At 43.6% G+C, this 23,309-nt stretch carries 21 protein-coding genes; 12 read left to right on the forward strand and 9 right to left on the reverse strand.

Annotated elements, in window-relative coordinates; all coding sequences use genetic code 11:
• Positions 1–103: 103 nt before the first annotated feature.
• A complete protein-coding gene (locus CXF61_RS08490; protein WP_227526638.1) occupies positions 104–541 on the forward strand; it encodes a hypothetical protein in 438 nt (145 codons plus the stop codon).
• 156 nt (positions 542–697) lie between these two features.
• Here the strand turns inward: CXF61_RS08490 and CXF61_RS08495 are convergent, their stop codons facing one another.
• Positions 698–1,789, reverse strand: a complete 1,092-nt coding sequence (locus CXF61_RS08495) for a GNAT family N-acetyltransferase (protein ID WP_165597899.1) — start codon at positions 1,787–1,789, stop codon at positions 698–700.
• Between the two features lie 232 nt (positions 1,790–2,021).
• Entirely contained in the window at positions 2,022–2,621 is a 600-nt protein-coding gene (locus tag CXF61_RS08500; protein ID WP_165597900.1) for a YceI family protein, read from the reverse strand.
• Positions 2,622–3,137: 516 nt separating this feature from the next.
• Between CXF61_RS08500 and CXF61_RS08505 the strand changes: the two genes are divergently transcribed.
• Positions 3,138–3,416, forward strand: a complete 279-nt coding sequence (locus CXF61_RS08505) for a type B 50S ribosomal protein L31 (protein WP_057761772.1) — start codon at positions 3,138–3,140, stop codon at positions 3,414–3,416.
• Positions 3,417–3,530: 114 nt separating this feature from the next.
• On the opposite strand, the gene CXF61_RS08510 is transcribed toward CXF61_RS08505, so the two are convergent.
• The 4 genes from CXF61_RS08510 to CXF61_RS08525 all read right to left on the reverse strand — a co-directional run bounded on the left by CXF61_RS08510 (position 3,531) and on the right by CXF61_RS08525 (position 8,162).
• Positions 3,531–4,391 carry an SGNH/GDSL hydrolase family protein gene (locus tag CXF61_RS08510; RefSeq protein ID WP_165597901.1) on the reverse strand — a complete coding sequence of 287 codons (861 nt, stop codon included), beginning with the start codon at positions 4,389–4,391 and terminating at the stop codon, positions 3,531–3,533.
• On the reverse strand, positions 4,385–5,782 hold the full coding sequence (locus CXF61_RS08515) for a nicotinate phosphoribosyltransferase (protein ID WP_165597902.1): 1,398 nt from the start codon (positions 5,780–5,782) through the stop codon (positions 4,385–4,387). Before CXF61_RS08515 ends, CXF61_RS08510 begins: the two co-directional genes overlap by 7 nt.
• Before the next feature lie 183 nt (positions 5,783–5,965).
• On the reverse strand, positions 5,966–7,033 hold the full coding sequence (locus CXF61_RS08520; RefSeq protein WP_165597903.1) for a bifunctional nicotinamide-nucleotide adenylyltransferase/Nudix hydroxylase: 1,068 nt from the start codon (positions 7,031–7,033) through the stop codon (positions 5,966–5,968).
• 139 nt (positions 7,034–7,172) lie between these two features.
• Positions 7,173–8,162, reverse strand: a complete 990-nt coding sequence (locus CXF61_RS08525) for an alpha/beta fold hydrolase (RefSeq protein WP_165597904.1) — start codon at positions 8,160–8,162, stop codon at positions 7,173–7,175.
• Positions 8,163–8,729: 567 nt separating this feature from the next.
• Here CXF61_RS08525 and nfuA point away from each other — a divergent pair.
• Both nfuA and CXF61_RS08535 read left to right on the forward strand, forming a co-directional pair.
• Entirely contained in the window at positions 8,730–9,413 is a 684-nt protein-coding gene (nfuA, locus tag CXF61_RS08530; protein ID WP_057761762.1) for a Fe-S biogenesis protein NfuA, read from the forward strand.
• A 256-nt stretch (positions 9,414–9,669) separates the two neighbouring features.
• A complete protein-coding gene (locus tag CXF61_RS08535; RefSeq protein ID WP_227526639.1) occupies positions 9,670–11,007 on the forward strand; it encodes an O-acetylhomoserine aminocarboxypropyltransferase/cysteine synthase family protein in 1,338 nt (445 codons plus the stop codon).
• A gap of 116 nt (positions 11,008–11,123) precedes the next feature.
• Here CXF61_RS08535 and CXF61_RS08540 read toward each other — a convergent pair whose 3' ends face one another.
• Positions 11,124–12,143 carry an adenosine kinase gene (locus CXF61_RS08540; protein ID WP_165597905.1) on the reverse strand — a complete coding sequence of 340 codons (1,020 nt, stop codon included), beginning with the start codon at positions 12,141–12,143 and terminating at the stop codon, positions 11,124–11,126.
• Positions 12,144–12,196: 53 nt separating this feature from the next.
• Positions 12,197–13,153 carry a 16S rRNA (cytidine(1402)-2'-O)-methyltransferase gene (gene rsmI, locus CXF61_RS08545; RefSeq protein WP_165597906.1) on the reverse strand — a complete coding sequence of 319 codons (957 nt, stop codon included), beginning with the start codon at positions 13,151–13,153 and terminating at the stop codon, positions 12,197–12,199.
• Between the two features lie 143 nt (positions 13,154–13,296).
• Here rsmI and CXF61_RS08550 point away from each other — a divergent pair, with 143 nt between their 5' ends.
• The 8 genes from CXF61_RS08550 to hisC all read left to right on the forward strand — a co-directional run bounded on the left by CXF61_RS08550 (position 13,297) and on the right by hisC (position 21,420).
• Complete coding sequence (locus tag CXF61_RS08550; RefSeq protein WP_165597907.1) at positions 13,297–13,782, forward strand: YraN family protein; 486 nt, start codon at positions 13,297–13,299, stop codon at positions 13,780–13,782.
• A gap of 267 nt (positions 13,783–14,049) precedes the next feature.
• A complete protein-coding gene (locus CXF61_RS08555) occupies positions 14,050–14,850 on the forward strand; it encodes a BON domain-containing protein (RefSeq protein WP_165597908.1) in 801 nt (266 codons plus the stop codon).
• Between the two features lie 237 nt (positions 14,851–15,087).
• A complete protein-coding gene (locus CXF61_RS08560; protein ID WP_165597909.1) occupies positions 15,088–16,083 on the forward strand; it encodes an alpha/beta hydrolase in 996 nt (331 codons plus the stop codon).
• Between the two features lie 164 nt (positions 16,084–16,247).
• Positions 16,248–16,499: a BolA family protein gene (locus tag CXF61_RS08565; protein WP_102091608.1), complete on the forward strand. Its 252-nt coding sequence runs from the start codon at positions 16,248–16,250 to the stop codon at positions 16,497–16,499.
• A gap of 111 nt (positions 16,500–16,610) precedes the next feature.
• Complete coding sequence (gene murA, locus CXF61_RS08570) at positions 16,611–17,879, forward strand: UDP-N-acetylglucosamine 1-carboxyvinyltransferase (protein ID WP_114701832.1); 1,269 nt, start codon at positions 16,611–16,613, stop codon at positions 17,877–17,879.
• 94 nt (positions 17,880–17,973) lie between these two features.
• Entirely contained in the window at positions 17,974–18,666 is a 693-nt protein-coding gene (gene hisG / locus CXF61_RS08575) for an ATP phosphoribosyltransferase (RefSeq protein WP_101205353.1), read from the forward strand.
• Between the two features lie 250 nt (positions 18,667–18,916).
• Positions 18,917–20,212 (forward strand): histidinol dehydrogenase, encoded by a 1,296-nt coding sequence (gene hisD / locus CXF61_RS08580; protein WP_165597910.1) that lies wholly within the window; start codon positions 18,917–18,919, stop codon positions 20,210–20,212.
• 74 nt (positions 20,213–20,286) lie between these two features.
• Entirely contained in the window at positions 20,287–21,420 is a 1,134-nt protein-coding gene (gene hisC, locus CXF61_RS08585) for a histidinol-phosphate transaminase (protein WP_165597911.1), read from the forward strand.
• Positions 21,421–21,574: 154 nt separating this feature from the next.
• Here the strand turns inward: hisC and CXF61_RS08590 are convergent, their stop codons facing one another.
• A complete protein-coding gene (locus tag CXF61_RS08590; protein WP_165597912.1) occupies positions 21,575–23,308 on the reverse strand; it encodes an anthranilate synthase component I family protein in 1,734 nt (577 codons plus the stop codon).
• Between the last annotated feature and the right edge of the window lies 1 nt (position 23,309).

Here is a 23,309-nt window from a genome sequence, read left to right on the forward strand (position 1 = left end):
GTTCAAAATTACAAATGTCAAAATTAACAAAAGGGACAGTCGATAAAGTAAACGACAACAAGCTTATCGCTATAAAAAATACGACTAAAATTACAAGGAAGTTATGATGAAAAATATAATGATGTTATCGGCACTAACAGGTGTATTGGCACTAACTGGCTGTACTACCTTAAAAAACGTAGTCGGTAATGATATGTCAGGTACGCATGAAGTACAGGCAACGAGCAATAATACAGCACCAGTCACTAGCAAGAATGGGGTGTTGGTGGATGCTACCAACCATATGACGTTGTATACGTTTGATAAAGACTCTATGAATAAGTCAGATTGCGGTGCAGCTTGCCAAGTTGTGTGGCCAATTTTCAAAGCGCCTAGCGATGCTAAAGCCTCAGGTCAGTTCGCTGCATTTAAGCGTGAAGATGGCAAATATCAGTGGGCAATGAACGGTAAGCCTTTATACTTCTATGCTAATGACACAAAAGTTGGTGACAAAGACGGTGATGATAAACTTGGCGTTTGGCACGTTATCCCAAGTAAATAACAGGTGTTAGATATAAACTAACTCGGAAACGTTAAGACAAAAAAAGCAGCCTGCCTCTATAATTGAGGATAGGCTGCTTTTTATTTGCTCGGTGTTACTCTCTACTGTAATCAACATCAGCGCACGTATATTCGCTAGTATTAGATGTAATTTATATTATGTCACATTTGCTAAAGGCTCAATCTGAATGGTCTCTAGCACTTCTTCTTTGCTAGGCTCTTTTCTATATAAAGGAAAAAAGTCTGAAAGCAGATCATTTTCCGTGAACCAGATATCAGCTACTAACTCTGTATATTTTGCTACGTTAACGACGAGTCTATAAGTCTTAAATAGTAACTCTTGCGAACTAAAGCCTTTTTTATACTCATATAAAGAATCTAAATTGGAGCCAACGCCGCCACCAAGATGTAGTACTTCATAATGGTTCTCTCGTCCCCAATTACGAGCGACATGAGTGATAAGTTTAGAAGGTTGTAGGTGCGTATAGGCGTTCAGCGTGCCACCAAGGTGGAACTGCATAATGCCAGACTCTTGGCAGAGCGTATATATAGAAGACCCAATCGCTTTATCGTCTTGATAGGCAGTTATTAACAGTATTTTTTCTTGAAGGTTTTCAAGCAAATTAAAGAAATAATCATCATCAAAGAAGTAATAATCACTAGCCTTGACGTGTCGCATTGTCTCTTTATAAATGTCTGAAAACACCATGGCGTTCTGTCGGGTCAAGAACTCTGTTTTTGTCACAACATCCATTTTCATGGCTTTTTTGATACCGCGGCGATGTCGATTTTGTGTCTCGCTCCAATGCTCTTCTTCTGACTTACTTAAATCAGACATCAAGGTCAGCCCGTGAGTCAGTGCTTTGCCAACTGTGGGTATCCATTCTTTATTAATAATCGGATGCAACCGCATAAACAAAGACACGCAGCCTCTCTCGCAAAGAAAAGCCCTTATCTCATCTAGTACGATGTCTAACTCGGCATCAGTGAGGGTTTTGTCCATCAACGGGCCACCGTAACCATAAGTGGAAGTAGCATCCCAATGCTCTGAGTCAATGTCTCTAATTATAATGGGTAACAATACTTCTTTGTTCTTATAGTGAGCGATGATGCCTTGAGGCTTGCCCTTGTCGATGACAGCTGAGGCCGCAATCCAACCAGATAAGTGGTATATATCAAAATGATGATTTGATACCTTCTTATCCCACTCAGCATCTATCGCTATGTAATCAACTTGTACTGTATCCACGTTGCTGCTCCCTCAGTGTTGCGTTATATATTCGTAAATCCGTATATATGAATATAACAACAAAGTATGAAGCCTTCAAGTATATAAAAACCTTTTATGTAAAATAGTGAATATATATGATTAGAGCGTAGAAGAATCTATAGGAAATAAAAAAGCAGCCTGCCTCTATAAATGAGGGTAGGCTGCTTTTCTCGTTTTTGTCGAAAGCTATTAGAGAGCTATAAACTTAGTGTTATTTCTTTTCTACTAGCTCACCGTCGATTTGGATAGGGACGTTGGTCGTAATACCGCTAGCATAAGCGGTCATACCATAAGCGGCACGATCGATCGTACCAGTAGCACGGAAACCAGCAACGGGCTCTTTAGTCAGTGGGCTGTTATCGATTTTATTTAATGTAACATCCAATGTCAGTGGCTTGGTCTGACCGAGTAAGGTAAAGTCACCGGTTACTTTAGCTTGCTGTGGGTTGATAAATTTAACTTGGGTCGATTTAAAAGTCATGGTTGGGTACTTTTCGACATTGAAAAATTCATCAGTTTTTAGATGTTTATCACGAGCATCCCAATTGGTATCGATGCTGTCGGTGGCTATAGTAAATTCCATGCTGGTTTGGTTTGGTGCTTTCATATCATAATTCACCACGCCCTCAACATCACTAAAATGACCCATTGTGGTTGAGAATCCCATATGGCTCACAGAAAATCCGACGCGAGTATGTGAATCATCTAACTCCCACTGAGTTGGTAGTGCCGCACTTGCCATAGTAGTGATAGCAAGTGCTGAGCTGATGAATAGCGCTTTAGCAGTGGTCTTCATTGTCATGTTTATCATTGAATAGTCCTTATTGAGTATTGGTTTTCCATGCTTGATTATAAATCTATGTTTGTCTATAAATAAGTAAAGCGATACTTCCTGTAAAACTGATCAATATCGCGTAGCTGTACCGTTTAATATACTAAATATAAATGATTCATACGCAGTATATTTGTTTAGGTTAACTACAGTAATTTATACCATAGATTAATTTTACTAACCAAATTATTGTACTGAATTACATCGCTTATCTCAATACCATTACTTTATCATTGACAACTTATCACATATCTCTATCACAACTGCTGCTTGCGTCTAGACTCAAAAACCGTTAAAATCGCGGTTTAATTTTCCCGCTGGGGAAAGGCTAAGCGAACAGAAGGGTGGTGTTGGGTGCTGGAATAAGCCAGTGACGCAGTTGCCATACTTGTAATGTCCTTAGTGCCTCAGTTACGTATGTCATTATTTGTTTGATACATCATCGCTGATGCTGTATTTAGACTTTGTACATACATCGGACCTAGAGAGTATATTATGCGTAAAGATATCCATCCTAATTACCAAGAAGTTTTATTCCACGACACTAACGCTGACGTGTTCTTTTTGACTCGCTCAACTGCTAAGACTAAAGCGACTCGTGAATACGAAGGTAAAGAATACCCATACTACCCACTTGATATCTCAAGTGCGTCGCATCCGTTCTATACTGGTGAGCAACGTAAAACTTCTACTGAAGGTCGTGTTGCAAGCTTCAACAAACGCTTTGGCGCATTTGGTGGCCGTAGCAAGAAAGCTGCAGACGCTGCTGAATAATTTACACTTATTGGTGTAAATATATTTCGCTAAGCAATAAAAAACCGCTGATTATTCAGCGGTTTTTTATTGTGTTTTATTTTTTATGATCTAAAAATAGAGCTAACAGGCTATTTAGCGCTCAAACTCAGTAGTAGATAAGTCCAATATCTGAATAGAATCTAGTAACTGAATAATAGTCTCTACGATCTGCTGCGCCCAATAGCCGTACATCAGACTGCTAGGATGAAATCCATCACTGGCAAACATCACATTGATATCGATAGCCGAGCCATTTGCATGCTCTTCTAGCATCCGTGTAAAGTCGGTTGCCATATACGTAACACCAGCATGAGCCGCACAAACCTGCTGTAATATCTCATCCAGTACCGATGCTTTTGCACCCACAAAGTTATTGAGCGGGGCAGGGATTGCAGGCATTTGCGCCATCGGCGGCAAACTTAAAAAAACCAATTCTCGTACGCCAAATTTACGCTGTGCGATATTGATAATGTCTTCAATTTGCTGTTGCCACTTATGCACAGAGACATTGGACGTCGTGTCATTGACCCCTACGCTTAGCAACATCACATCAATAGACTGCTCAGGAGCCGGTAGGACATATAACCTGCGTAGAATATCAAAGCTGGTATGACCTGTTGTCGCTTGCAATGACCAATTGAGTCGAGCAAAGTTTGCTTGGATAGTTTCGTTTTGTTCCAGTATCGGGATGAGCTTACCGACCAACGCTTCTTGTTGCGTTTGGCTACCCACACCTGCTGCTGCCGAATCACCGACGACCATGAGGTTAAATGTCTTAGCGTCTCGCGTTGATACTTCATCATTCGCTTGAGGCAGCTCAATTACGCCGTGCCTTTCACCATGTGGTTCAGGCAAGCGAACCGTATCACGCTTGATTTTGCGACCTTGATAGAGGTAGACAGGGGCAAGTAAAACGTCCTTTGCGACCGATGTTAGTTTACTAGTATCTACCATCCTGCACGTTCCCTAATAGTCGTAAGACTGTCTTCAATTAACAATTTACCATCGACGTAGACATCACGTAATAGGTTGTCAGTTGGGTCGCTCATCTCATTTTCTTTTATGGTTGTTAACTGGCCGCTGTTGTCTTTTACCAGTGCCAATCGTCCTTTTTTTGAGCGTTTTGAGCGGCTGGTGACAGGATCTTTATAAATATCTTTCCACGCGCCATCGATACAGATAGCGCTAGATTTCATCGCCCAACTCATGGTGTCGCGGTTGACTTGCTGCAATAGACCACCGCCCATACCAAACGTCACGTTTTCTATGCTAAAGCCTGCTTTGATTACCACATCAATAATTTTACTTAAGCTTTGCGAGCTAATGCCATCACCTTGGATGATGCGTACGTAGTCGGGCAGCACTTTATAGCCCTTGCTATTTACAGTCGTACCAAACTTCACCGCCAAGCGCTCTAACGCTTCGCGGACGACTTTGGTAGGTTCGCCGCTGTCTGGTCGAATAACCAAGGTGCCGCCCATATTTTTGACTTCATCTTTTAAGGCGTCACCCCAGATATTGTCGATGGCATTCCATAAATCATAACTATCTGAAACGACCGAAAAGGCTTTGTCTTCGCCGCCAAACTGCTCAATCATATTGTGAAAAGCAGCAGTCTCGCCATCACGTCCCCAAGCTGTCATCGTACTGTGCTCGGCCGCTGGGATAGAAAATGCAGGCATATCGTCGCCCATCTGATACCAACGACTGGCAGCGATAAGCGCTGTCATCGAGTCAGTACCAGCAAAGTTGACCAAATGCGCTAAGCTACCAAGTGCAACTGTTTCTTGGCTCGATGCACCGCGCGCGCCAAAGTCATGCAAGCGAAAAGGCAGCGACTCTGTATTGTCCGCTGATTTCTCTAACGCTTGACGGATAATGTCTTTGCAATAGTGAGAAACACTAGCGACCGTAGATGGATACCAAATCGCACGCAATAGCGCTGTTTCGATATAGCTGGGTAGCCAGTAAAACTCAGGATCGGTATTGATTACTTGGCAGACTACATTAGACACGGGCACGATACTGCCTTCGGGCACGGCTTGGATACGCAATGGCAAATAGCCGTCGTGTTTTTCGATTAAATGTTCCCAGCCAGCACGATTGAAGGTTAGGCCATGCGCCTGAATGACCTTTTCGGCTTCATCGATATCTTGATGAGTGATAGGCGTGCTTAGATATTCTTTGATAAAGGCTTGCAAGCCAAAGAAAACCACATCGTAGTCGCCCTTGCGCGCCTCAATGTAGCTTGACAGATACTCACTACCGCTCGGGTATTGCACCCAATGTGAAGTCTTATAGCTGTCACTATTTAAGATTAAGTTGTTTAGATTACGGGTATACATCACAGAACTCCTCTGCTTTGAAATGCCGCAGCTGTCTTAATAAAAGAACAGTGGCGGCGGTTGATTGCCGTCTATCGGCGTTGGTATCAAGTTATTAGTGCGATATTTAGGGATAGCGGTTTTGATAATAATTTGCTCAAGTAGTTATTATAAAAAGCTGCTAAAAAAACGAATAGAAATGAACTACAAGCCAACCATTTTAGTAATAATCGCATAGTGATCTTCAAACATCATCTTCGCATCGAGCTCAGCTAAGGGTAACCAAAATGCTTTGGTCGCATCGTCGCCACCTTTTACTTTTGGCAGACCTTTTGGATCGTTTTTGAGCTGAAAATAAAACGCTTGAGTAATGGTGCGACCACGCGCTGAGCGATATGGATCGTCAAAGGTATGTTGGCTATGGCAGGAGCCGCGCAATACTGGCTCAGGCACCTTGAGGCGAGTCTCTTCGCGTAGTTCACGGATACAAGCATCAAACAGCGTCTCTTTTGGATTTAGAAATCCACCAGGTAGCGCCCATAGTCCGCGCCCTGGCATACTGCGTCGCTCAACCAGTAGGATATGCCCCGACTGTACAATCAATGCATCGGCTGTCATAAAAGTAGGCGGGTATGGTGCTGATTCCCACTGTCTTTTGTATTTATCAATGAAGTCTGCTTCTTCATGCAGTTGATGATAGTCTTCAGTTTTTTTGAATGCATCGAGGACGTTGCGCGTCGACTCAGGCGTACGCTCAGGTGTCGGTGTAGCACCCATCAGATAGCTGTCGCGAATCGGTGTGGCTGATAAGTTATGATAATTGGGCACTGACACAGAGTCCCAGTTGGGGAACAGTGACAGATAGTACGATGAGCTGTCTTTTGAATGACCAATCAAACCAATATCTGTCTGCAAGTCGCCAGTGACAGATTTTACACCTGCCTGCACATACTGTAGCCAGCGGGTGTCATTGTAGAGTGCATCGTCTAGACCAACACAGTGAATGCGTGCGGCTTCTTCTTCAGAGTAGGCACCTTTAATCATTGCGGCACGCTCAGCGACGCTAAACGGATTGCGTAAGCTACGTGGCAAGTTGGCTGAGCCGATCAGCATAATCACTTCGTCTGAGCGTTTTAGTGCCTCATCGATGACGGCTTTGTGCCCAGCATGAAACGGCTGAAAGCGTCCAATAAAGACCAGATAACGATAGTGCTTACTGCTTTTTTGATCTAGGTTTTGCTTATCTGACTGTTGCTCTGATAATTCACTCATAGACGCCAACTTCCTACGACTTATTTTTATTGATTAAAAATTAATGACGCTAATACTGACACAGCCCATGACTTTCTGACAAGTATAAAGATGTTTAGGGGTGTGTCATTATCGAAACCGTCCAATCGATACATATGCTTTAACGGGAATGCTTCTCTATCCATGCCGTCACTGTTGGCCAAATCTCTGTAGCAGCATTGCGGCTAACCATAATGCGACTGTGCGTATAATCATCTAAATCGCCGTTACTGATCGAATACTCTCGAAAGACATTGGTTGAATTATCAAAGCTATCAAAAAACAAACGACAGCCACGAGTAGGGGAAATGAAGGTATCGCCTTTCGCGCTAATAGAATAAACAGGAATGGTAATCTGTGGCATATGATGACGATAGTCAACAAAACCATCGCCAGTACTTTTCTGCTGGTTAATGCTTTCGTTCATTTCGTCTATATTAGCTCTACCTTTATCAAAATTAGCCTTGTTCAAAAAGCTACTTTTAAAGTTTTTACCCAAATTCCAATCGTACCACTGGGTCATCGTATAGTAGCTTTCGTTAAAAGGGCCTACCTTGAACTGCTTAGCGGGTATAAAGCCGACCAATCGAGTAACTATCTTGGCTGTAAGGATTTTCGCGTAGCTGGTCGAATCTTGCGCCGCCCCAAAAGCTTGGCAGGCAAACATACTGATGCTATTGACCTTATCGATATAGCTTGGGTTTTGGACGAGAAACATGGTCAAGCCAACACCGCCACCACTATGAGTAACGCAGTGCAGGTTATTGAGCTTTAATTCTTCAAAGAAATAGCGAAAAGTCGCCTCATAGTCGTAAGTGGCGACGGTCTCAAAGTTGAACTTTTCTTTCGGTAGTGAGCTATCACCATGTCCACGCCATTCCATGATGTAGCAGTGATGACCAAGCCCTGCAAAGTATTCGGCGATTTTGAGGCAAGTTTGCTTGTCAGAAAACGTACCATGCGTCAAAAATATGTTTTGCGGTGTGATGTTAGGTAGGCTGTTTTCTGATGTGTTAGCTATCGTATCTTCTTCTGAATTATCAACTACTTTCCAAACGGCAATTTGCTCATCGTCCTTGGTAGTTACTAGGTGCAACGTCCGTGTCATCATAAAATGATCCTATCCAAAAAATACGTAATCTTTATACAAGCTGATATTTATACAAGGCAATTAAAAGCTACCATGCTCATAACTCTAATGCATAAAATCATTCAAACTATCAATACTACGTCAAAACCAGATGACTTGCTCGGACTAGATGTGAACGGTATGGCATATCGAAAACGCTAAGTGCGCTTGATAAATGGTACCGCTGTCTTTATATAGAGAATAACTTGGCAGCCAACACAGTCATTTAGCGTGTTTGTGGTTTCTCGTCTAAATATAAAGTTGCTTTGCCACCTGTTAGCATCATTAAAAAAACCAATGACAACCATTTACAATAGCCTCAGTTCAATTCACAGTAGCGTGGTCGGAATTGATGTGTGATTCAGGTATAATGACTGCTATAGACCGATTAAACTTTATACTCATGTCGACCAATGTCATACAATAATAAATACCAATCATTGCCAGTCTGCATGCCTTATATAAATCGTAAATATTTTAAAAATCCAAATTCACGACACAGTAGCCATAATAGATATAGCGTTTGTGTCATAACGCATAGGAAACATTATGAGTGAGCAAAACCAAGCTGATAACCAACTAGACCAAACTGCTGGCTATGAATCAGCCCTAGATACCGAGCAAGTCGAAGCGAAAAGCAACATCACTATCACTGAGTCAGCTCAAGGCTACTTGGCAGATTTGTTATCTAAGCAAGATACCGATGGTATCGGTGTGCGTATTTTCGTTGAGCATCCTGGTACGCCGCGTGCAGAGTGCTGCATGGCTTATAACCAGCCAGGCGAAGAAGACAGCGCTGACTTGCGTTTTACGTATGAGAACTTCTCTGCCTTTATTGAGGCGGCGTCAGTACCTTATCTAGAAGACGCGGTCATCGATTATAATAAAGACCGTTTTGGTGGTCAGCTGACTTTCCGCGCGCCAAACTCTAAAGTACCTAAAGTAGGCGCTGATGCCAGTGTCGAAGAGCGCATCAACTATGTATTGCAGTCAGAGATTAACCCTGGCTTGGCAGCACATGGCGGTGACGTACAGTTGCTTGAGCTGATTGATGAAGAAGGCATTGGTCTAACCGCTGTATTGAAATTTGGCGGTGGTTGCCAAGGGTGTTCAGCGGTTGATATGACTCTACGTCAAGGCGTTGAAGTACAGTTGAAACAGCAAATTCCAGAATTGACCCAAGTAGTTGACGAGACTGACCATACTCGTACAGAGAATGCTTACTATAAGTAAAATAAAAAACAGTTAAAAGCAAAGTGGCTGCTATAAAGGTGGCCATCGTCTCTAGTATAGATATGCCTGTTTGGTTTGCTGCTTATGAATATTTGTCATGAAGAGATGAGTATTTTGCTATTCTTTTAATAAAAAAGCTGAGTTATGATGAACTCAGCTTTTTTTATTGCTATGATTTAGCAGACAGCTTTTTAAGATGGTTTTCGAGCGATACGTCGTCAACAAATCATCTTTTATCAAAATAAAGGAATGTACTATGAGTGATGGATCAGCAGACCAGCAAACAGTCCAAAAATCAGAAACCCACCAACCAGAAACCCCTCAACGTCTTGAGACCTTAGCGATTCATGCCGGCTATAGTGTAGAGCCAACGACTAAAGCAGTCGCCGTGCCTATTTATCATACCAGTTCATATGCGTTTGATAATACTCAGCATGGTGCAGATCTGTTCGATTTAAAAGTCGCAGGCAACATCTATACTCGTATCATGAATCCGACCAACGCGGTGCTAGAAGAGCGTGTGGCTGCGTTAGAAGGCGGTATCGGTGCGCTTGCTGTAGCTTCTGGTATGGCTGCCATCACTTATGCGATTCAGACCATTTGTGAAGCAGGCGACAATATTGTCGCTGTGTCGACCTTGTATGGCGGTACTTATAATTTGTTTGCCCATGCATTGCCGCGTCAAGGTATCGAAGTGCGTTTCTTCGATCATAAAGACCCAGAAGCCATTCGTGATCTAATCGATGACAAAACTAAAATGGTGTTTGCAGAGAGTATCGGTAACCCACTCGGTAATATCGTGGATATTCAAGCGCTCAGTGATGTCGCTCATGAATATGGTGTACCTGTCGTGATTGATAATACGGTGGCGACGCCTGCGATATGCCGTCCATTTGAGTTCGGTGCAGATATTGTGATTCACTCATTGACCAAGTATATGAGCGGAACGGGTACGTCAATCGGTGGTGCGATTGTCGATAGTGGCAAGTTTGCTTGGGGCGATTACCCTGAGCGTTTCCCGCTGTTGAATACGCCAGATCACAGCTATCATGGGGTAAATTTCGTTAAAGACGTAGGCGCGCCAGCCTTTATCGCTCGTGCTCGCGTTGCGCCACTACGTAATACTGGCGCAGCGCTTAGCCCGCTCAATGCCTTTGGTATCTTGCAAGGTATGGAAACGTTAAGTCTACGTATGGAGCGTCACGTGCAAAATGCACAAGCCGTTGCAGAATATCTGCGTGACCATGATAAAGTTGCTTGGGTGAAATACGCAGGTCTGTCTGACCATCCTGAGCACGAGCTTGCCAAAAAATACATGAAAGGTACGCCTTCTGCCATTTTGACCTTTGGTGTAAAAGGCGGACTAGAAGCAGGTGCGCGCTTCATCGATGCGCTACAACTGATTACTCGTTTGGTAAATATCGGTGATGCAAAGTCACTAGCCTGTCATCCAGCGACGACGACCCATCGTCAGTTAAATGAGCAAGAGCTAGAAAATGCAGGCGTGAGTACAGATATGGTACGACTATCGATTGGCATTGAACATATCGAAGATATCAAAGCCGATCTCGCGCAAGCATTAGCTACTGCTTAATACAAAGAGCTTATTAAATTGAGCAAACTGTTTGAACAAGTCTGAATGATATAAAAAAAGCCCATATCGATTTGATATGGGCTTTTTGTTTTGTGTCCAACAGATGTGTTTAACGATTAAGCAGACAGTACACGCTGCGCGATATCTCGATAATCCTGCGAGGCAAGACGCGGTCCAAACTGCTGAATAACTTGTGCTGATATTTCGCTGGCAAGACGACCGCATTCTGGCAGACTATACTGCTGCGATAATGCATATAAGAAAGCACCAGCGTAGTTATCACCTGCACCGTTGGTATCGATGACGTTGGCCACTGCTGGCGTTGCAACGTCATAGACTTCAACTTCTGCCTCGTCATTAGACTGATGGGCGATTACTGCACCATTGGCACCATCAGTGACGACGGCAATTTGGCAATATTCAAGCAGGGCACGCGCTGCTGCTTTGACTTGTTTTTTATCGGTGAATAGCTTGGCTTCTTCGCTATTGCAGAATATCACAGCGACTTTGTTGCCGAGCATATTAAGCAAGCCATCTTTGGCAAATTTTACTACCGCAGGGTCAGCAAAGCTCACCGCAATTTTTGCATTATGAATGCCGGCTTGTTGACGTAATTGAGTCATCGCTGGTTGGATGCTCTCAGACATCGCCAGATAGCCTTCTATATATAGCCAATCTGCTTGCGTCAACGCGTCAAAATCAACATTGTCAGCGACAATCTCACTTGAGGTGCCAAGATAGGTTTGCATGGTGCGCTCGCCATCTTCGGTAACGGCAACCACACATGAGCCAGTCACGCCGCCTGCATGGATAGATTTGTCTGAGGTTGCGACACCTGCTTCGTGCAAATCTCTGAGGTAAAATGCCCCTTGATCATCATCACCGACGCGGCAAGCATAAAAAGGCTTACCGCCTAAGCTTGCAAAGGTAAACATAGTATTGGCTGCCGATCCGCCGCCTGCTTGTTTTGATGGCTCAATCTCAGCCAGCTTAAAATAAGCCAGCAGTTGCTGCTGCTCCTCAAACTCTGCCAGCGTCATATTACCTTTGGTCAGCTCGGTCTCTTCTAATGCCGCATCTGACAGCACATACTCGTGATCAACCAACGCATTACCTATTGCCATTACATCGTACATTGCTTATCTCTCCTCAATTCATCTGTAAATGGTTATCTTTTTATTATTAAAAACTAGTCAGCTTGCAACTCTAGTAGACGCTGATAAAGTGCATTTTTCTTCACACCAGTGATATCAGAGGCCAGTGCGGCTGCTTTTTTGACTGATAAGTCCTCTAGCAAACGCTGTAGCAATTTATCATGAGTGCTGATGTCGTCAGTATCTTTTGCCACACCGATACCAGCGACGACCACGACTATCTCGCCGCGTTGCTGATTGTCATCTGCTTTGACAAACTCAACCAACTCACCAAGGGTACTCTTATGTACCGTTTCAAACGTCTTGGTCAATTCACGGCAAAAAGTCACTGCACGGTCTGCACCAAATATCGTTGCCATGTCTTCTAGGCTAGATACGATGCGATGCGGCGCTTCGTAAAAGATTAAAGTTTCGGTACGTGCGATTAGATCGCTCAGCTGTTTTTGACGACCATGTGTTTTGGCTGGCAAGAACCCAATAAAGCTAAATCGATCAGATGGTAGCCCTGCTACTGACAATGCGCCAATTGCAGCAGAAGCCCCAACGATAGGTGATACAGTCACGCCAGCTTCATGCGCGGCTTGTACCAATTGATAACCTGGATCGCTGACCAGAGGTGTACCCGCATCACTAATCAAGGCAACCGAATGACCTTGTTCAATCATTTCGATAATTTTGGGCGTTTGAATGGCGCTATTGTGTTCATGATAGGCCCATAGCTTATTGTGACCTTTTTGCTTGGCGGTTGTGTCATCATTTTCGATACTGCTTTTGGCAGGACGAGTCTCTGAGTCTTTTGTCTCGTCAGCCTTACTGCCTTTGGTATCGATACCAAAATGTGACAGTAGTTTACCTGAGGTACGGGTGTCTTCGCAGGCAATAATGGCGACCTGCTTTAAGACATCAATTGCGTGCGAAGTCATGTCGGACATATTGCCAATTGGCGTGGCAACGATATAGAGACAAGCTGGCATCGCAGTAGGGGTAGACATGAAAACCTCGGGTCATTAAAAAGACGTGAAAAAATAATAGTGCGCTAGTATGTACAGTCGTTATCTATGGTTTTTCAGTCAAATAATGAGTGAAGAAGTCGATAGATTTTGAGAGTAGAGCGCGCAGAAGTGGCTAGTTTAGCATGTTGTGCTATGATAATTCTCAAATGTTAATCAGACCAATCCACCTTATGCCGAACCATAAGCCTTTAATCTTAACCTCACCAAAACAACGCCAAGGTAGTCGGTTTGAGCAGCAGGCATGTGAGTATTTACAAGCGCAAGGGTTGAGGTTGGTCGTACAAAATTGGCAACAGCCAAAGATAGGTGAGCTGGATCTGGTCATGATTGAGACAGGTTCAGCATGGTCAACATTGGTATTTATCGAAGTTCGCCAGCGCAATTCCTCGAATTATGGCGATGCGGCGCTCAGCGTGACAGCCAGCAAACAGCATAAAGTTATTAAGACAGCGCAGTCCTTTTTGCAGCAGTATCCTGAGTATGCTCATTATGATTGCCGGTTTGATGTCATTGCTTACAACACGATGAATGAGTCAAATTCAAGAAATGAGCCATTAGACAATCAACCAGAATGGATTCAAAATGCTTTTATAGCCAGTGCTTGGTAATAGAATAAGTAAGATAGATGCTGCCAAATGAAGCATCTAACCATATCTGACAAGTAAGGTTCGTTACTAAAAAGCTAACCGCTGATGGCCAAAATTAAGTAAAGTAGCGGTTATAGTCAAGTTCCTATAAATTAGATACAGTATTAGCTTACCGTTATGTTTAGCTCATCACTACTAGAGCGTGTTTTCTTTAAAATGAAGATATGACCTAGATTAAGATTTGTTCAGTTTATAAAATTGTCACAACCATGTTCTAAGAGGTAAATAATGACACGGATGCATTTGCGCACTGCTATTTTTGGTTCATCACGCCGTATTACGACTGGCATTATGATTGCTGCCTGTGTTGTCAGTACAGGTTGTGCCACCAACTATCTGACCAACAGTACAGAAGGGACTTATGGTGTGCCAATGACTGAGCGCACGATTCCGCAGCGTCTGCTCGATCGTAGTATTGAACATACTGCCAAAATCAATGTGTACGGGCTAAAAGAAGACTTGCAGCAAACCAGCCGTATGGGTATCGATAGCTTCAATAGCGAAGTGCTGCTCACAGGTGAAGTGCCAACTGAAACGCTCAAAGCAGAAGTAGAAAAAGTCGTTAGCTCTATGCCGGATGTACGCCGTGTTTATAATGAGATGGAAGTGAGTGCGTCAAAAGGGTATAGCTCAACGGTTCATGATGGCTATATCACTTCAAAGCTACTGGCCAAAATAGCCGCTAGCGATGGTGTGAGTGCGTCACAAATCAAAGCCGTTACCAATAATGGTGTGGTCTACATTATGGGTCGTATGACACCCACTCAGCAGAGTCATCTGATTGATATCGCCAATGGCACTGTTGGGGTCACCGAGTTGGTATTGCTGACAACTGTCGTCGACGATAGAGGGGTGAAAATAAATAATGATGACATCATGTATGAGAATAATTTGGCCAACCCTGCAGTAGCGCCAGCTGCCCAAGATACTACTATCAGCACAGCAACGCCTATTGTCATAACGGAAGAAGAGGCCACTACTACGCAGCCGTCATCAAGCCCTTATATTGACCTTTATCAGAATCAATAGAAAACCTTAGTTCGCCAAGCGATAAATGACGTTAATCACAATAAGCCTAAATAGTAATAACAGTAAAGGCACGAGAAATCTTCGGCCAGTGAGTATTATGTCAATAGCAAAAGGTAGCAGAGTCAGTGCATTAGCCAACGGTACTAATATCAAACACCTCATTGGCTAATGGATGAACCATTATCGCTGTTAGCCTGTTACTACTGATTGATAAATAAATATAATAGGATACTGGTCATGAAGGATTCACAGGCAAATATACAACCAAATGAAGAAACAAGCGTTATTGGTAATATAGGCATACACAATAAACCTGCTCATAAGAAAACACGCACATTGAGATTTGGTGGTGCGGCAATATTGGCATTGGGCAGTATCGCGCTAGCCACGCAGAATGCACAGGCATTATCACCACTGGCTATTGTCAATGGGATTACTTCTAGTGGTGGCGTTGGGGTAAGTAAGGATATCTTATACGGTGATCAGCCTTCTCAAGACCTAGATATCTATTATCCAAAACCTTTAGCACAAGCAATGAAATCTCAGAGTGCTATTGATACTAGCTACCCTATGGTGGTATTTGTCCATGGTGGCTCATGGGAGAGTGGTAATAAAGAACAATATGCCTTTGTCGGTCAGAGCTTAGCCAAAGCAGGTTATGTCACTGCAGTGATCAATTACCGTAAAGCGCCTGAGCACGTCTATCCTGATTATGTCGAAGATGCGGCTCAAGCGATTGCTTGGAGTGTGGAGAATGCGACCAGCCTTCACGCTGATCCGTCACGCCTAGCAGTGATAGGGCACTCTGCTGGCGCGTTTAATGCCGTTGCAGCCGTTGCTAATGAAGACTTTTTGGCACCTTATGGCATCAAGCCGACAGATATTGCGGCCGTTATCGGGATTGCAGGTCCTTATAGCTATGACTTCCGCAAGTTCAGTAGTGCAACAGCGTTTGACCCCAATGCCACACCTGATGAGGTGATGCCAGATCGCCAGATTAAAGGTGCGCAGCCACCGTATTTATTATTAACCGCAGAAAAAGACAAAATTGTACATGTGACTAATACAATCAAAATGACAGAAGCGTTTAAAAAAGCAGGCGTAACCGTTGAAACGGGCGAAATCGAAGGAGCCAGTCATGCAACCAGTATTGGCGCGATGGCACCGCCGCTACGCTGGGTCAATGATGTGCGTGCACAAGTATTGACCTACTTGGATAAAACGCTCAAATAGCTTATCACTATGCATATCGACGACTTTTGACCGTTTAATTGATAGCACTGTCTTAATGCTTAAACACACTTGAGTAAGACAGTACTGTAAGATATGCAAACTCTTGTTATAATGTCATCACTTTAAATCTATACCCTATTCTAAACTTTAAGGCAGACCATTCTATGAGCATGAACGCTGACGATTTGATCGCATTTTTACAGACTCACTTCCCAGACGCTTTTATTCAAGCTGCCAACCAAGGTAATAAGTTTGACGTACGCGTGGTCGATGCCAGCTTTGAAGGCAAACGCGCGGTTCAACGTCAGCAAGCAGTATATGCGTTAGTTAATGACAAGATTGCGAGTGGCGATATTCACGCACTCAATATCCAAGCGCTGACGCCTGCTGAGTGGGACGTTCAATCAAAAGGCTAATCAAATAGCTGTCTATATGACTAGATATTACTGAATCGGCCATATGCATGGTTGAGAGTTGTAGTTCTGGTTTTCATAATTTTCTATACTCATCGCTAGGTTGTCACCTTTATGGATCAATTTTTAATCACTGGTAGTAGTCGTATCGCAGGGGAAGTCACCATCTCAGGCGCCAAAAATGCCGCTTTGCCGTTACTCGCAGCTATGATATTGGCTGAGACTCCAACGACACTGCATAACGTGCCGTCACTACAAGACGTGCGAACGTTGATTGAATTGATCGGTGGCATGGGTATCAAAATCCAAAAGCAAGATGATACGGTCACTTGCGATACCAAGAGTATCGATAACTTTTACGCTCCGTATGATTTGGTAAAAACCATGCGCGCGTCAATCTTGGTACTAGGGCCATTATTGGCACGTTTTGGCGAAGCTGAAGTTTCATTGCCAGGTGGCTGCGCGATTGGTTCACGTCCTGTTGATCAGCATCTAAAAGCGTTTGAAGCGATGGGTGCCGAAATCAGTGTGGAAAATGGCTATGTAAAAGCCCAAGCACCAAAAGGTGGCAAGCTATTAGGCTGTAATTTCTCATTTGATATGATTACCGTTGGCGGTACCGAAAACGTCATCATGGCAGCAGCATTGGCCAAAGGTACAACTGTCTTAGGCAACTGTGCGTTAGAGCCAGAAGTGGTTGATTTGGCCAATATGTTGGTTGCAATGGGTGCCAAAATAAGCGGTATCGGTACATCAACGATGACCATCGAAGGGGTAGAGCGTCTACACGGCTGTGAATACTCAGTGGTTCCTGACCGTATCGAAACGGGTTCATACCTTGCTGGTGCCTTGATGACACGTGGCGACGTATTGACCAAAAAAACATCTGCTCTATTATTGACGCCAGTGTTAGAGAAGTTCGAAGACATGGGTGCAACTATTACGAGCGGCGATGATTGGATTCGCGCACAAATGAAAGGCCGCCCAAAGGCGGTTGATATCCGTACTCAGCCACATCCTGGTTTCCCAACGGATATGCAAGCTCAGCTAATGGCGATTGCTTGCTTAGCTGACGGTACAAGTACTTTTATCGAAAATATCTTCGAAAACCGCTATATGCATGTACCAGAGCTCAATCGTTTGGGCGCGTCTATTCAGGTTGATGGTCACACTGCGGTAGTACGAGGTGTCGAAAACTTTACCGCAGCACCAGTGATGGCCACTGATTTACGTGCGTCTATGTCATTGGTAATGGCAGCGGCGACTGCTGAAGGTGAGAGCTTAATTGACCGTATCTACCACATCGACCGTGGTTATGAGCATGTTGAAGACAAGCTGCGTAGCTTAGGCGTGAACATCGAGCGTATTAATACCAACGCTTAATATTGATTGACTCGATATCGACTGTTACCCATATTACGTTATAAATTAAAAACTCCCCTTTCAATAGGGGACTGCACATGGACACGATGTCATTATGACTGAGACAAGCAAATCTTTACCAGCCAGCGGTTTATTAAACGAAGTAAACGATGAGTTTTCAGGTCTAACCTTGGCTTTATCAAAAGGCCGTATTCTAGAAGAGACCATGCCACTGCTACGTGCAGCTGGCGTTGATCTTTTAGAAGATCCTGAAGCGTCACGTAAACTTATTTTTCCAACCTCAAATCCAAATGTGCGTGTATTGATTTTGCGTGCCAGCGACGTGCCGACCTATGTCGAACATGGCGCTGCTGACTTTGGGGTGGCGGGTAAAGATGTGCTGCTTGAGCATGGTGCCAATCATGTTTATGAATTGCTCGATTTGCAGATTGCTCAGTGCAAACTGATGACTGCGGGTGTGAAAGATGCACCACTGCCAAATCGTCGTCTGCGTATCGCGACCAAATATGTCAATGTCGCTCGTGCTTATTTTGCGAGCCAAGGTCAGCAGGTTGATGTCATCAAGCTTTACGGTTCGATGGAGCTTGCGCCATTGGTCGGCTTGGGTGATCTGATTGTCGATGTGGTCGACACAGGTAACACATTGCGCGCCAATGGACTTGAAGCACGCGATCACATTTGCGATGTTTCATCACGTCTGATCGTCAATCAAGTCAGCTATAAGCGCAAATTTGCACTACTAGAACCAATCTTAGATAGCTTTAAAAATAGTATCGCCAATAGCTAATTATCCGGTGCAAGTCATTGGTAATATAAAGCATGGTTATACAAATTTTTAAACCAGTTTAGCAGGCTATGAGTGACGTAGCGTGCTAAACTGGTTTTGTTGTCTTAGCTTGTGAAAATATAAAATCACTATAAAATTCAGACAAGAAGACATCGAATAAGTCGCAATACTTTGAAAGATAAACCTACTTTACTTAGTTCCAAACCGTTCATTTTTAGCACTACTTTATACTCAGATATAGGATTAGGTCATGCGCCAGTTAAGTACCCAAAATGCCGATTTTGATAGTCAATTGACACAGTTGCTTGCCTTTGAAACAGTCAATGATGCTGAACTACTGCATACCGTCGATGATATCATTGCCCAAGTACGTGCTGATGGTGATAACGTCGTGTTGGCATTGACTCAGCAGTTTGACCAGCATCCAGCAACGTCGATGCAAGAGTTAGAGCTGTCTAAAGAAGCGCTTGCTGAAGCGTTTGCCAATCTTGATGAAAAAGTAAAGACAGCTCTGACTACAGCAGCGACTCGGGTACAGACATTCCATGAGCGCCAAGTACAAGAAACATGGCAGTATGAGGACGAGTTAGGCAACCGATTGGGTCAAAAAGTCACGCCACTTGATCGCGTTGGAATTTATGTGCCAGGCGGTTTGGCTTCTTATCCTTCTTCAGTATTGATGAACGCCATTCCTGCTAAGGTGGCTGGCGTCACTGAAGTTATCATGGTCGTACCAGCGCCTAAAGGCGTGCTCAATCCTTTAGTATTGGCAGCGGCTCATTTGGCCCAAGTCGATCGCGTCTTTACTATTGGTGGCGCTCAAGCTGTAGCTGCTTTAGCTTACGGCACTGAAACCATCCCAGCCGTGGACAAAATTACAGGACCAGGCAACAAATATGTCGCCGCAGCCAAACGCGCGGTATTTGGTCAAGTTGGTATTGATATGATTGCTGGACCTTCAGAAGTATTGGTATATGCAGAAGGCGAAGCACAAGATAGAGCGAACTGGCTAGCGATGGATCTATTGTCACAAGCTGAGCATGACCGTATTGCACAAGCTATCTTTGTGACGACTAGCGAAGAGCAGCTCAACGAAGTAGCACTTGAGATAGAAAAAGCGCTGGCTGAACTGCCAAAAGCAGATATCGCGCGTGACTCATTGCAGAACCGCGGTGCACTGATTTTGGTAAAAGATCGTAGCGAAGGTATGGCGCTTATCAATCGTATTGCTCCTGAGCATTTAGAGTTATCTGTTGATAATCCTGACGCACTATTGAATGATATTCGTCATGCCGGCGCTATTTTTATGGGTCGTCATACGCCCGAAGCTATTGGGGATTACTGTGCAGGGCCAAATCATGTACTGCCAACATCAGGCACGGCGCGCTTTTCTTCGCCGTTAGGTGTTTACGATTTTCAAAAGAAATCATCCATCATTTATTGCAGTGAATCCGGCAGTAAACCTTTGGCTGAGACAGCTGATATTTTAGCGCAGCGTGAGGACTTAGAAGCCCATGCGCGTTCAGCTCGTTATCGTTATCAGTAATTGATTTTGAATTTTTAGCTTTTACTTTTGATATTTATTTTTAATAGTCTTTGTGGCTAATAGTAGGATAATTTATGAGTGAGTCAAAGATAGACACCAGACTATGGTCGTCTAAAGCGCGCAACTTGTCACCTTATGTTCCAGGTGAGCAGCCGCAACACGACAATCTATGCAAACTAAATACCAATGAAAACCCATTTCCACCCTCGCCAAAAGTAGGGGAGGCTATTGCTAAGGTTTTGGAACATCAAGCTGGTGAGTTACGTTTGTATCCTGCTCCTGAATCTAATGACCTACGTGCTGCATTAGCACAGTCATACAACCTTGATATCAATCAAGTATTCGTTGGTAATGGTTCAGATGAAGTCTTGGCTTTAGTCTTTGCTAGCTTCTTTTTAAAAGAGCGTCCGCTACTATCACCTGATATTGGTTATAGCTTCTATCCTGTATATGCGCAGACGTTCGGTGTAGAGCTTGTACAGATTCCTCTAGAGGAAGACTTTAGCATTGACCCTGATGCTTATCGTCAGCCTTGTAGCGGTATCATCATTGCCAACCCTAATGCACCAACGGGCTTACTGCTGTCGCTTGCTGATATTCGTAAACTTGCAAGTGAGCATTCTAATGCGGTCATTGTTATTGATGAAGCGTATATCGATTTTGCTCAGATAGACGAGAGCAATGCAGATGCTCCAGTCTCAGCAGTTAGCCTAATCAATGAATGTGATAACGTCATCGTGACCCAAACCTTTTCAAAATCACGCTCGCTTGCTGGATTGCGCGTTGGTATGGCTTTTGGTAATGCATCGTTGATTGAAGCACTAACACGTATGAAAAATAGCTTTAACAGCTATCCATTGGATAAGTTGGCTCAAGCTGGGGCGACTGCGAGTGTGTTAGACACTGATTACTTTGAGCAGACCCGTCAGCAAGTCATTGATTTACGTATGTCGCTGACAGCAGAGTTGACTACATTGGGCTATAAGGTCCTACCGTCGCATGCCAACTTCGTATTTGCTCGTCCAAAAGATGGCGATGCAAGTGCTGTCGCGAGTGTGTTACGCGAGCAAGGCATTATCGTTCGCCATTTTGATAAGCCGCGTATTGCAGAGTACTTGCGTATTACTATCGGTACGGCAGAGCAGAACAACCGTTTGACTGATGCTCTCAAAGCCTTGCAAGTTGATGCTAGCGTTGCTGCTGAATAATATTAGATTGATAGCTTAATGTAGAATGTGAATAGGTAAGTCTCTTTACTCATCACGTAAAGCACTATCGATAAGTCTTAAAAATAAAGCCTGCTAACGTAACGTTGGCAGGCTTTTTAATTTCAAATTAGTAATAATGTTTGAGTTCGCTATCTTAGGTTTTTTGAGCCAGCACTGATAATAAATTACCTACTTTATCTAAGCATTCTTGGTATTCAGCATCACAATCAGACGCGACCGTAATACCGCCACCTGCCCACAGGTTAACGTGTCTTTCTTTATTACAGTCATCATTCAACAAAGCGTTGGCTTGCAATGTACGAATGAGCACGTTCCATTGACCACTACCATCAAAGTTCATATAACCCATAGTGCCACAATAAGCACCGCGTGGCGTAGATTCCAGTTCAGCGATGATCTCGACAGCGCGTTTTTTTGGTGTGCCAGTGATAGAGCCTGCAGGTAGACTACCAAATAATACCGCTAACGGATGAGTATCAGCTTTTAGCTCAGCGGTGATAGTACTGACCATATGATGCACATTGCTAAAGCTCTCAATTGCAAATAACTGTGGTACTTTCACACTACCAATTTTGGCGTATTTACCTAAATCATTACGCAATAAATCCACAATCATGACATTTTCAGCACGGTCTTTTTCGCTATTGACCAGTTGCTGCTTATACAGATCATCTTGCTCGTTAGTCGTACCTCGCGGCATGGTCCCCTTAATAGGCTTAGTGCGAATAGAGTGTTTGCCAGTATCGTCTTCTCTAGTGAATGTAAAAAACAACTCAGGTGAGCAGCTTAGCAATTCAAAATGATTGCTGTCTGCGTTAAAGCTGTTGCTTCTATTTAGATAATCACCATCATTGCCCTTAACGCTCACATATCCTGCAAAAGGCGCTTTTGTATTGCGATATAGCGCAGGCAAATAGTCAATAAGCGAAAAGGCTGATTGAACATCGTTATTTTTACACGCTAAACTGCCAGACCATTTCTGTGTCAGGTTTATTTGATAGCAGTCGCCTTGCTGTAGATAGTCTTGTGTGCGATTAAATGCTTGTTGATAATCAAGCTTACTCCATCGCGGACTTAAAACTAGGGGAGTGATGCTTGATGCATCTTTAAACTGTGGTTTATTGAGATATTTATCAGACAGTTTTCGATCCAGTTCGTCTAGGTAAGAGGTAAGAGTCGTTATAAAATTATCGTTTGTCTTATGACCAATACTCTCAGAAGTGTCATCGTTAGTTAGATGAGTCTTTAACGCCCAACCTGTATCAGTATGTGCCGTAGGTGTTAGATAAATATCATAATGTCCCAACGAGGCACACGGCTGCATTGCCAATTCAATCCTATCGGCAGGACTTAGCTCATGAGCTGCAATATCATAACCAATAAAACCGATTAGCCCATGATGATAACTAGGTTTCGAGCTTTCTTCGCTATTGATATATGACGTGTCGTGATTGGCTTTTTGAGTATTGCTATAAGCGATTAGCTCTTCTTGCCACTCTAGATAACTCATATAAGCTGTCGTGCCAGCATAACTATTATCAGCGCTATTTACATTAGTATCGCGACTCAAGTCAGTATTGCGACAACTCTTAATCACCTTATAAATATTGGGTAAATCACTAGAAGACTGCTCATTATTGGGGTATACAGACCAGCTGACTTTTGGGAGTAAGCCGATTACTGGTCGACCATCGTTATTAAGCCAAACAAGTTGCCAGTTTGCTTTAATATCTTGAGCGAGCAAGTGACGCTGTAGCTGCGGCATCAGCTCTGCAGCAGACAAATCACCAAAACGCCAGCTAGGTTTGCTAGCTGGCGATGGCGCAGAATCTGTCTGCTCAGTTGTATTGTGATTTGATACAAGCATG

The sequence above is a fragment of the Psychrobacter sp. 4Dc genome (assembly GCF_002836715.1).
Classification (GTDB): domain Bacteria; phylum Pseudomonadota; class Gammaproteobacteria; order Pseudomonadales; family Moraxellaceae; genus Psychrobacter.